Below are 12,109 nucleotides of genomic sequence, written 5' to 3'. Positions count from 1 at the left end.
CTACCGTAATGCTTTCCGAGTAGATCAATTGATATTCTTAAAGAGAGGGTCTAGTTTAAGTTTATCTTGTTTTCAATTCCAAGTTTCAATCCTCATATTTGGCGCTTGCTTATTCTCAATACTTATATCTCACATTCCACTACTAATAATGGTTTCATCTTTCGAGGCTGCAATGAGCCGTCTTTCCGTCCACCGCGTTGGCAATAAGTCACAAAATGAATTTTATGCCCTCTCAGACAATTCACTTAAGATCGAAGATGAGTTTTTAAATAAAATTCTTCTTCAATATTTTCTTGGATCGTTTGAGAAGATAAATGAAGTGTATCATTTTACCCATCCAGGTGATTTGGAACTTAATGAGATATTTCACTATGCGACAACTGCCTTCACTGACGGCAATACATTTCATGAGATCAGCCAGAAGATAACAAAGTATCTCTTTGATCTTTCTGATCATCCGCGAATAAAGTCTGGTGAGTTATATTTAGTTTATTTCACAGGTGTTCAGCTGGAAGGCGAGCTGCTGGATGCAATAGGTATCTTCAAATCTGAGACTAAGGAAACCTATTTAAAGGTGTATCCCGATACAGGAGGTTTTAACCTTGAATATGAGCAGGAAGGGATTAATATTCAAAAGCTTGATAAAGGATGCCTGATCTTCAATTGCGAAAAGGAAGCTGGCTTTAAAGTTCTGGTGCTGGATAAAACAAATAACCAGGACGCTGTCTACTGGAAAGATGACTTCCTGAAATTAAAGATCAGGAACGACAGCTTTAATAAGACGAATACAACGCTCAGCGTCTACAAGAACTTTATAACTCAGAAGCTTGACGATGATTTTGAAGTATCTAAAGCGGACAAAATTGATTTGTTAAACCGATCCATGAAATACTTCAAAGAGAAAGAGACTTTTAACATAGACGAATTTTCTGAAGAAGTTATTGGCAACGAGAAAGCGGCAGAGTCATTTAAAAGCTTCACCCGGGATTATGAGCAAGAGTTTGAAACCGATTTAACCGGCTCATTTGACATATCAGGCGCCGCCGTGAAAAAGCAAGCCCGCACCTTTAAAAGTGTGCTGAAGCTCGACAAAAACTTCCACATCTACATTCATGGCAATAAGGAATTAATAGAAAAGGGCTTTGATGATGAAAAATCAATGAATTATTATAAAGTTTTTTTTAAGGAAGAAATTTAAAAAGAGAAAATCAAGTGGTATATTTAGATTATACCTGTCCATTCGCATGTTCTGTGATTGCTAACAATCTCTATTTAATTTTGTAATACTATATAACATCCTCTTATTTATAGTCGCGAGTTACCAAGCAATATGTCTAATCCTGATCAAAATACTGTTGAAGTTTCCAATTCACAATTTCCTGTCGTTGGTATCGGCGCATCAGCCGGTGGTTTAGATGCCATCAAAGATTTTATTCAGACTATCCCTGCCAAAACGGGAATGGCTTATGTTTTCGTGCAGCATTTAAGCGCTGATCGGGAAAGCCATTTACCAGAGATTTTAAAACCTCTTTCAAAAATACCGGTGTTGGAGGTTCAAGAGAATATTAACCTGGAAAAGGATCATTTCTATACCATTCCGTCTAACAAAATATTAGTTACCGATGATGGGAAATTAAAGCTTGTCGAAAAGAAAGATCAGTCGAAAACCATCGATGTTTTCTTCTCCTCCCTCGGTCTGGTCCATCAAAGCTTTTCGGTAGGCATTGTACTGTCGGGCACCTTAAACGATGGGACGCTTGGACTCCAGGTGATTAAAACTTACGGCGGCATTACTATGGCCCAGGATGAAGGATCTGCGGCCTTTAATGAAATGCCAACTAGCGCGGTAAAGGCCGGAGCGGTGGACTTTGTATTGCCTCCCAGTGAGATGGTCAAAAAGCTGATCCAGCTTAATCAGCCCTTTCGTGATAACTATACACATTCAGAAATCGCCAGACATCTACCGGAGAAAGATGAGGAAGTGTTTAAGCAATTAATTACCGTACTAAGGGTTCGCCGGGGTGTTGATTTTACGTTCTATAAATCAAGCACCTTAAAACGCAGGATAGTGCGGCGGATGGCGTTAAATAAGATTGAGAAGCCTGAGGAATACCTGGCCTTTGTCCGCGAAAATAAAATCGAGCAGGATGCACTTTACAATGACATGCTGATCTCAGTCACCAATTTCTTTCGTGATGAGGCAAGCTTCGACCTGCTCAGCAAAACTATCTTTCCAATTCTGATTAAGCAGAAAAAAGACAGCAATATCCTCAGAATATGGGTAGCCGGCTGTGCCACCGGTGAGGAAGCCTATTCTATGGCCATTTGCCTGTTAGAATACCTTGGTGATAAAGCCTCCACGATGAAGATCAGGATCTTTGCTACGGATATTTCAGAAAGTGCTTTGGCCAAAGCTCGTACCGGAATCTATCGTCAGTCAGACCTAAGCGGGGTTTCGCCCTCAAGGCTGCAGCAGTTTTTTAATAGGCTGGACGGCAATTACCAGGTTGATAAGTCTATCCGGGATTTGTGTGTATTTGCACAACATAACCTTCTTAAAGATCCTCCTTTCTCGCAAATGGATTTGATTAGTTGCAGGAACGTATTAATCTATCTTGAGCCGGTGTTGCAGAAAAGAGCTTTAAGCACATTTCATTACTCCTTAAACGATAACGGCTTTTTAATGCTCGGTAAGGCAGAGTCAATCAGTACAAATACCGATCTGTTTACATCTTACAATAGCCAGGAAAAGATCTTTTCACGCATTGGTCCGCGTGGACGATATATGAATGTGACCAGCAGCCGCAGTGAACAAACGATGAGTGACCTGGATCAGGAAACCCATTCGGGCACGGACAAAAGCATCTATCAGGTTGCGGATGAAGTTCTATTGGCAAAGTACACTCCGGCCGGCGTTCTGGTAAACGAAAACTACGATATCATCCAATTTCGCGGCTTGACGGATACCTGGCTAACTCCATTACCAGGCAAAGCGAGTTTGAATATCATGAAGATGGCAAGGGAGGGTCTGGCTTTCGAATTCCGAAATCTGCTTCATCTTGCCAAGAAAAAAAACGCTCCCGCTCGTAAGGAGGGTATCTTCTTTAAATCGGGTAGCAAACAGCATTATGTGAATATAGAAGTTGTGCCCATAACGGAGGCTGACGGATTTCATTATCTGGTGTTGTTTGAAAACAGTATATCCCCCAAAAAGCGTTTGGGTGAGAGCCATGATGACACCCTTTCTCATAGTCAAGATCCGCGTGACCTCCACATTAAGCAGCTGGAAAACGAGTTAGTGCAGGTGCGCGAAGATATGCGAACAATAACCGAAATGCAGGAATCTGCGAATGAGGAATTACAGAGCACAAATGAGGAACTACTATCAAGCAGTGAGGAACTGCAAAGTTTAAATGAGGAACTTGAGACGTCGAAGGAAGAGCTCCAGAGTACCAATGAAGAGATTACGATTGTTAACAAAGAACTGGTCGACCGCAACGATCAATTAAATATTTCCAGAAAATACACAGAAGCAATTCTAGATACAATTCGCGACCCTCTGCTTGTGCTGGATAATCAGTTGCACGTTTTACGAGCCACAGAAGGTTTCTACAAGAAGTTTAAAGTAAGTGAAAAGGACACAGAAGGCAGATATATTTATGACCTTGGCGACGGCCAGTGGGATATTCTGGCTCTTCGAAAACTATTGACTGAGGTCTTACAGGATAAAAAACCGATTAAAGACTTTGAGGTTAAACATGTCTTTCCCCTTATCGGGCTGAAAACAGTCTGCCTGAACGCCCATCAAATTGAATCTATTACCGGAGAAAATTTAGTGATCCTTTCTATTGAAGACATAACTTACAAGCGCGGTATGGTCGAGGGACTTGTGGAAGCAGAAGCGCTGTTAGAGGAATATACCGAGCGCCTGCACTTTGCTACCGTAGCTGCCGAGCTTGGTACCTGGGATTATAATGTCGAAACTAAAGAGTGGATATCAGATAAGCGGTGTAACGAGCTTCTAGGCTTTGAGCCCGGAGAATATGTTGATCTGAATGTTTTCAGCCAGATCATCTCCACCCACGATCAAATTACCATTCAGGAAACTTTTGAAAAAACGCTCAAGGGAGAGAATAAAGGGGTATATGATCACGAGCTTAAAGTTGTAAATGCAAAAACGAAAAAACCTCAATGGTTAAGAGTTAAAGGAAAAACATACTTCAACGACGTTGGCGTGCCGATTCATATTACAGGTGTTGTTCTGGATATAACCTGCCAAAAGAAGGAACAAGGACAGCTCTGATCAAATGTTTGTTACAAGCAGTTTGTTTAACGTGAATTGACTATTGCGGGTCTGGTTAACAGATCTCTTAATCGGACGAGAGGTGGTATTGGCCTGATTGCTTTTGAACATATAGCTGGTTAACGACTACCATAAGGATCAATAGAACCGGGGTGGCGAGAATGATTCCGAGGTAGCCGGTTATTGATCCTATTATCAATTGTGCTAGTATAATGAGCGCTGGAGGGATGCTTACCAGCTTTTTTTGAATAAATGGTGTAATTAAATTACTCTCCAATGCCTGAATGAAAATATACATGCCGGCTATAATTAAGGCTGTATCCATTCCAAGTGTCAACCCTATCAGGACGGCGGGCACCATGGCGATTAAAGGTCCAAAGTTGGGTATGAAATTAAGAATTCCCGCTATAACCGCTAAAGCAAAAAACATTGGGACGCCAATTATTGAAAGCCCGATTCCGGTGAGCGTACCTACGATTAGCATCGAGAAGATCATCCCTTTAAACCAGCTTTTTAACTTTGAACCTAGTTCATTTAACAACTCGCGCCCTTCTTCTTTCCTTTCTGGCGGTATGAGGGCAACTATACCTTTCTTATATATATTGGGATCGGCCGTGAAAAAGATTCCTAAAAAAAGAATGACGTAGAGATCTCCTAACACCCCAAAAGTTGAACTAAAAAACCGGCCTGCTGTTGCCATTAATTTCTTAGAATTTTCGCCAGACGTTTGATTGATAAGCTCACTTCCCCATGAATACTGACTAACCTGGCTTTTCGCCTGCTCGACCATAAAAGGCAATTTGTTTCTTAGATCCGAAATCTGTGATTGCACTCTTGCTCCAATTAGCCAAAATAATAACGCAAGAATTAAAAAGGATCCTGCAATGGAGAGGAACATACTCCACTTATGTGACAACTTTAAATTTCGTTTCAGTAATCCGGCAAATCCATGAAAGTAAAGCGCAATAATCGAGGCTGCTAAGGCCATCAGCAGAACGTTGAAGGTTGACCTGAGAATGAGTATGACAATTATAAAGAGCGCTACAATAGTTACTTTTTTAAAAAAACTCATATTACATGATTAGCATCCGAAGCGGAAATAACTAAGGTTGTGAATGGAACTAATTTAAATATCCTGACTAACAGATTTAAACTCTTATTGTTGCATCTACAAACTTTTGTCAGATTTCACCCCTGGTTCCTGACTTCTAACTATTGGCATAGAAATAGAACGGATCATTGTAACCAAAAAATCAGCACTATGATTATTCAATTCAATACCGACAACAACATAGAAGGCAGCGAACGACTTAATGAGTATTTCACCACCACCTTGACAGAATCGTTAAACAGGTTCAGCAATCAAATCACCCGATTGGAAGTTCACCTAACTGATGAGAACAGCAATAAAGAAGGTCAGAACGATAAGCGGTGCGTGTTGGAGGCGCGATTGGAAGGACTTCAGCCCATTGCGGTTACCAACAACGCAGACACTATTGAACAGGCTGTTAAAGGTGCTGTCGACAAATTAAAAAGCTCTCTGGACACTGTAGTCGGTAAGCTAAGGAATCACTAGAATTATCTACAAGTAATTTCCTTTCTATAATTTTTTCAAAAAGCGGGTGAGCCACACCCGCTTTTTTATTTTAGGATCTTCTGAAATGGGGGAAGACTTCTTCAAACCACAGTGAGATGAGTAAACTAAATAATCGATCTTTAAATTTCGGTAAGTATGAAAGTCGCTGATTCAAGCAATCACGTGCGGACCGGTGAGATCTCGCGGATAGGTAGAATATGGTGCAAACAGCCAGGTGCAGAAAAGACATCTGCGAAAAACCGGATACAGATATAATTTGCTCTTTAACTCGTATGCCTGCATCACTGACGAAGGTGATGTTCATTGCTGGTCAAAATGAACCGGTGAGAGGATTCAATTTCCGAGACTCTCGTTAAATCAGATGTTAAGACCCCTTATCCTGAAGTAATGCTTTATGCTTATCAAACCGATAGCGAAGGATATTATTCTAAAAGCGGAAAAGACCAGGGAGTACAAAACTGGCATGGACGCTTACACGGATGGTGTAAAACAGATAACTATGGTAAATTCGAAATTAGGAGCATAAGGGCTGCTCGTCATCCTAGTAACACCATTCCTGCGCATATTCATATAATTGGTTGAAGAACCGCAGAATAGGCAACCTTATCACATTACAGAGCTTGTTAAGGACAATCGTCTGGTTGAAGACCGCTACTTAAAATCCGTTAATCAGAGACCTTCTTCGTAGCGTAATTCGTCCGATTTAAACGCCATGCGTTGAATTGGAATGAAGTTTCTCAACTCGTGTCTTTCTCCTGGCGGGTTCATTACAGATGTCAACAGAATTTGTTATATTACAAGTTATCATTGGCCAACTTTAAAAACCTGCTTTATGAAGCGCCTTTATATCTCTTTAATCGTCCTCTTATTACCACTTTTTCTGAGTGCTCAAAAGGTGGTCTCGATAAAAGTTGATGGGTCAATTAATCCTGCTCTTGCTGATTTTATAAAAAGCACAATCCAACAGGCTACAGAAGACAATGCTGAATGCATTATCATCCATCTAAATACCCCTGGAGGGTTATTGAAATCAACGAGGGTTATCGTTAGTGATATACTCGAATCATCGGTACCGGTTGTGGTGTATGTCTCACCTGGTGGCGCTCATGCCGGTTCTGCGGGTGTCTTTATAACCATGTCAGCTCATATTGCTGCAATGGCTCCGTCTACAAATATTGGTGCCGCACATCCGGTGAGTATGCAGGGTGGAATGGATTCTACTATGAATGATAAGACCACGAATGATGCCGCCGCATTTATCAGGGCCATAGCCGAAAAGAGAAAAAGGAATTTACAATGGGCAGAAGAAGCGGTGCGTAAGAGTGTTTCAATAACTGAAGAAGAGGCCGTAAGGAATAAAGTGGTTGATATGGTCGCGCAAAACGAACAAGCGTTATTAAGGCAGATTAACGGACGCGCGGTGCAGTTAAATTCAGGAACTAAAACTTTAAAAACAACAAACGTTAAGGTAGAACAAGTGGAAATGAACTTTTCGGAAAGATTTCTGAATATGATCAGCGACCCGAATATTGCTTATATACTGATGATGCTTGGTTTTTATGGAATCTTGTTTGAGTTATATAGTCCCGGGGCAATTGCTCCTGGCGTTATAGGTGTTATATGCCTAATTTTAGCTTTTTATGCTATGCATACACTTCCGGTAAACTATGCCGGTCTGGGGCTTATACTGTTTGCCTTTATTCTGTTTATTTTAGAAGTTAAAATTACAAGCTACGGTGTGTTGGGAATAGGGGGAGTTATCGCTTTAGCACTAGGCTCAATTATGCTGATTAGAACTGATTCTGCTTTGGAATTTCTTAAAATATCATGGGGAGTAATCGTGCCAACTACCCTGGTGACTGCAGCTTTCTTTTTCTTCTTAGTTGGACTTGCTATTAAAGGACAGAAATTAAAATCAATGACGGGTATAGAGGGAATTATAGGAGAGGAAGGTGAAGCATTGGCGAGGCTGGAACCGTCTGGGACCGTACGGGTTCATGGCGAACTTTGGAATGCTGAATCCCTGTCAGGAAGCATTGATCGAGGACAAAGAATAATAGTTAAGGCTATTCGCAACCTGACTCTTTATGTAGAACAGCTAAACAAATAAAATAGGTCGTAATCATAACAAACTTAGAAAAGTATGGAAACATTCCCATTTACATTAGTCATTCTCGTAGTATTTTTACTGTACATCCTGGCTAGTTCAATCCGAATCCTTAATGAATATGAGCGCGGCGTTGTATTCCGTTTGGGCCGGATGGTTGGCGTCCGCGGGCCAGGACTTATTATTTTAGTTCCTTTTATTGAAAAGATGGTTAAAGTAAGCTTACGGACTATTGTAATGGACGTTCCGCCGCAAGATGTAATCACACAGGATAACGTATCGATTAAAGTAAATGCCGTTGTTTATTTCAGGGTGTTGCAGCCCGATAAAGCCATAATTGAAGTGGAGAATTTTTTAATGGCGACTTCTCAAATTTCCCAAACAACCTTACGAAGTGTATTAGGTCAATCAGAGTTGGATGACCTTCTGTCACAGAGAGATGTTATCAATCATAAACTGCAACAGATCATAGATTCTCAAACGGAGCCCTGGGGTATTAAAGTTTCCAATGTGGAAGTAAAGCAAATTGACCTTCCACAAGAGATGCAACGCGCCATGGCCAGACAGGCAGAGGCAGAGCGTGAGAGAAGGAGTAAGGTAATTGCCGCCGAAGGTGAATTCCAGGCAGCACAGCGTCTGGCTGATGCTGCTAAAGTATTAAGCGAAGAGCCAAGCGCATTGACGTTACGCTACCTGCAAACGTTAAAGGAAATTTCTGCTGAAAATAATTCAACAACCATTTTCCCGGTCCCCATTGATTTGATCACTCCATTCTTAAATATGGGTATGAAGAGAGAAGATTCCAAAAAGTTAGGTTGAGAGGATACGGGCCAGCCAGGATGGCTTGCTTTTCTTTTCCGGAACCCCATAATATCATTTAAGATGCTCTTTAGGATCACAGAATTAACACGCACGGTTAAACCACGTTATTTAAAGCCGATACGTCTTCTAGTTTCTAAAGTTCTGAGTCACCATTATTCCGTTATTCCCGCCATCAATAATTCCGATACCCACACGACCGAAGTCGCGATGAAGGATATTTGCTTTATGCCCGGGTGATTCCATTAAGCCGCTGTGAGCGGTCTTAAGATTAGGAGAAAGAGCGAGATTTTCACCTGCGGTCATAAAGGGGATATGAGCCGTTCTAATGCGATCAAAGGGGTCCTTGCCCTCGGGAGTATTATGAGAGAAATACCCTCTCTTAAACATGTCGATAGAATGACTGCGGGCCACCTCTCTTAGCGACGGATCGGCTTTCAATGGTTTTAGATTCCTTTCAACCCGTTCATGGTTTATCATAACAAGCATCTGTGCTTCAAGATCGGGCCTTGTTTTTGAAGAATTTATCTTAAACGGAAGTTTAATCAGTTTATTGGTCTCTGGATGGATGGTGATAACCGTTCCCGACTCATTTAGCATATTGCTAAAAATCGGTCGGGCTTTGTCTTCTATCCATTTCGTTTGAGCAGTTAACCTATAAACTAAAGAGCTATTCTGAACTTCTTCTGAGAAGTTGTTCCCAAACGGAACACCCGAAATGACGATAGCTAATAACGCGGCAAATATGACTCCATTGATTGATCCTGGAATAGTGCCTACTAACTTATTAGAAAGATTGTCGTGTAAGGATTCAGGGACCAATTTTAAAACGTTATCCAGGATAAGAGCTAGAAGCATCCTCGCTGCAATTATTGAAACTAAAAATATAAGCGGGATTGTCCAAAAACTTTCTACATCTATAATCTTTAATATTATGCTTGATAACAAGGGGTAAATCATAAAACCGATGGCCAGGCTACCTGTCCAATTGACCAATTCAACAAAGGAAAAAATGAAACCATGCTTCCAGCCCGAATACGCCGATAGGCATACTATTGATAATAAGAGCAAGTCAATATAGTTCATGTCTTTGCGGCAGCAATTTAGGAAATTGAAAAATAGTTCAGCCCAATAAGAACACTTTTAAAACGTTTCTGAGCGGTATTTAGCATCTAATTAAAGTTTTAACCGATAACTACGGAGAAAGCGATTCCGCGCCTCTCTGGCGTGTACAACCATATGCGGCAAATGCTCCAAACCGTTCAACTTTACCAAAATAGTTTTGTATCTTGAATAGGCAGCCAGCTCTGTTTCATGGCAAAGCTTAAATAATTGAAGAGTATTTTTATAGGATGTCGGACACGACTTTTTATCTCATTAAATATCTTTCATAATGGCAAACATCATAACTACTCCCATTGTTCATGCTGATTCTATTATTCCTGAGCATCATCAAGAAAGTTTTCTGAGCAAATATGTTTTCAGTCATGACCATAAAATGATAGCCAAGCAGTTTCTCATTACAGCAATTATTATGGCGGTATTTGCGATGTTGCTGTCAGTTCTTTTCAGGCTTCAACTTGGGTGGCCCGATAAAAACTTTCCGCTGCTCGAAACTTTCCTTGGAAAGTGGGCGACCGGAGGGCGCATAAAGCCGGAGTTTTATCTAGCTATGGTAACCATCCACGGTACTATCATGGTCTTTTTCGTGTTAACGGCAGGGCTAAGCGGTACATTCAGCAATCTATTAATTCCGCTGCAGATAGGAGCGAGGGACATGGCATCGCCTTTTATCAATATGCTTTCGTACTGGTTCTTTTTTAGTGCATGTGTGGTGATGGCAGCTTCTTTTTTCGTTGAGAGTGGTCCGGCGAGCGCCGGCTGGACGGTGTATCCACCCCTTTCTGCACTCGAAAAAGCTATTCCCGGATCGGGCACTGGCATGACGTTATGGCTTACCAGTATTTTCCTTTTTGTGGGATCTTCCATGATGGGTGCATTGAACTATATAAGTACGGTTTTGAATATGCGTACAAATGGCATGGATATGTGGAAAATGCCATTAACAGTTTGGGGAGTTTTTTTAACTGCCATACTTGGTGCCCTTACTTTTCCGGTGCTCGTTTCAGCTGTAGTATTGCTTATTATGGATCGCAGCTTCGGCACTAGCTTCTATCTTTCGGATATTGTTATACAAGGACACGTGATGCCAAACGAAGGTGGTAGTCCTATCCTATGGGAGCATCTTTTCTGGTTTCTTGGCCATCCAGAAGTTTACATTGCCATTTTGCCTGCCTTCGGAATCGTGTCTGAAGTGATTGCCACTAATGTCCGCAAACCTATTTTTGGCTACCATGCCATGGTTTATTCGCTGATCGGGATTGTTGTGCTTTCATTCCTTGTCTGGGGACATCATATGTTTGTCTCCGGAATGAATCCCTTTCTCGGCGGCGTGTTTATGATCACCACCCTGATTATAGCCGTTCCGTCGGCCATCAAGACCTTTAATTATCTAACTACTCTATGGCGTGGTAATCTCAGGTTCACGCCTGCCTTGTTATTTGCAATTGGCTTCGTCTCTTTCCTAATCTCAGGCGGACTTACAGGTTTGTTTTTGGGTAATGCCTCGTTAGACATCAATTTACATGACACCTACTTTGTGGTCGCTCATTTCCACCTGGTAATGGGCTGCGCTTCCATATTCGGCATGCTGGCTGGGGTATATCACTGGTTCCCTAAACTGTTTGGAAGGCTGATGGATGAACGGCTGGGTTACCTTCATTTCTGGCTAACATTCGGATGTGCCTATCTTGTATTCTTCCCGATGCACTTTATGGGACTCGATGGAGTTCCGAGACGTTACTATGCTTTTACAGAGTTTGAGTTCATGAATGCATGGATTTCTGTTAACCGCTTTATATCCTGGGCCGCCATTGTTGGGGCATTTGCACAAACCGCTTTTCTGTGGAATTTCTTCAGTTCAATATTTGCCGGAAAGAGGAGCAGTCAGAACCCATGGCAGTCTAACACCATGGAGTGGACCACTGCTGTGAAGCATATTCATGGTAACTGGCCTGGAGAAATTCCTACAATCTATCGCTGGCCGTATGATTACAGCAAACCAGGACATCACAAAGATTATATCCCCCAGACGACGCCTTTCTCAGAAACGATGGCTTCAAACCGGGATGACGACTTCAAAGATAATTCGGAAGGACAAAGAATACAGGCTGAGTGGGTGGCCGAGAAACAAAGGTCTGAAAATCAGCTCTCCTGATCACTT

General features: G+C 41.6%; 9 protein-coding genes. 7 read left to right on the top strand and 2 right to left on the bottom strand.

Annotated elements, in window-relative coordinates; all coding sequences use genetic code 11:
* Positions 1 to 148 precede the first annotated feature (148 nt).
* Both AC1MCB_RS07285 and AC1MCB_RS07280 read left to right on the top strand, forming a co-directional pair.
* Positions 149 to 1,198 (top strand): nucleoid-associated protein, encoded by a 1,050-nt coding sequence (locus tag AC1MCB_RS07285; protein ID WP_479968081.1) that lies wholly within the window; start codon positions 149 to 151, stop codon positions 1,196 to 1,198.
* Positions 1,199 to 1,330: 132 nt separating this feature from the next.
* Complete coding sequence (locus AC1MCB_RS07280) at positions 1,331 to 4,303, top strand: CheR family methyltransferase (RefSeq protein WP_479968080.1); 2,973 nt, start codon at positions 1,331 to 1,333, stop codon at positions 4,301 to 4,303.
* Between the two features lie 67 nt (positions 4,304 to 4,370).
* On the opposite strand, the gene AC1MCB_RS07275 is transcribed toward AC1MCB_RS07280, so the two are convergent.
* Positions 4,371 to 5,375 (bottom strand): AI-2E family transporter, encoded by a 1,005-nt coding sequence (locus AC1MCB_RS07275; RefSeq protein ID WP_479968079.1) that lies wholly within the window; start codon positions 5,373 to 5,375, stop codon positions 4,371 to 4,373.
* Between the two features lie 189 nt (positions 5,376 to 5,564).
* Between AC1MCB_RS07275 and AC1MCB_RS07270 the strand changes: the two genes are divergently transcribed.
* From AC1MCB_RS07270 to AC1MCB_RS07255, 4 genes are all read left to right on the top strand, one after another.
* Positions 5,565 to 5,879, top strand: coding sequence for an HPF/RaiA family ribosome-associated protein (locus tag AC1MCB_RS07270; protein ID WP_479968078.1), 315 nt, complete (start codon positions 5,565 to 5,567; stop codon positions 5,877 to 5,879).
* Positions 5,880 to 6,294: 415 nt separating this feature from the next.
* Complete coding sequence (locus AC1MCB_RS07265; RefSeq protein WP_479968077.1) at positions 6,295 to 6,426, top strand: hypothetical protein; 132 nt, start codon at positions 6,295 to 6,297, stop codon at positions 6,424 to 6,426.
* Positions 6,427 to 6,732: 306 nt separating this feature from the next.
* A complete protein-coding gene (locus AC1MCB_RS07260) occupies positions 6,733 to 8,010 on the top strand; it encodes an NfeD family protein (protein WP_479968076.1) in 1,278 nt (425 codons plus the stop codon).
* Between the two features lie 33 nt (positions 8,011 to 8,043).
* Positions 8,044 to 8,826 (top strand): slipin family protein, encoded by a 783-nt coding sequence (locus AC1MCB_RS07255; protein ID WP_479968075.1) that lies wholly within the window; start codon positions 8,044 to 8,046, stop codon positions 8,824 to 8,826.
* A gap of 129 nt (positions 8,827 to 8,955) precedes the next feature.
* Here the strand turns inward: AC1MCB_RS07255 and AC1MCB_RS07250 are convergent, their stop codons facing one another.
* Positions 8,956 to 9,912 carry a CvpA family protein gene (locus tag AC1MCB_RS07250; protein WP_479968074.1) on the bottom strand — a complete coding sequence of 319 codons (957 nt, stop codon included), beginning with the start codon at positions 9,910 to 9,912 and terminating at the stop codon, positions 8,956 to 8,958.
* Between the two features lie 307 nt (positions 9,913 to 10,219).
* On the opposite strand from AC1MCB_RS07250, the gene AC1MCB_RS07245 reads away from it, so the two are divergent.
* Positions 10,220 to 12,103 (top strand): cytochrome c oxidase subunit I, encoded by a 1,884-nt coding sequence (locus AC1MCB_RS07245; protein ID WP_479968073.1) that lies wholly within the window; start codon positions 10,220 to 10,222, stop codon positions 12,101 to 12,103.
* Positions 12,104 to 12,109 lie beyond the last annotated feature (6 nt).

This window comes from Daejeonella sp. AP26 (assembly GCF_056680515.1).
This window is presented reverse-complemented; position numbering and strand designations above follow the sequence as displayed.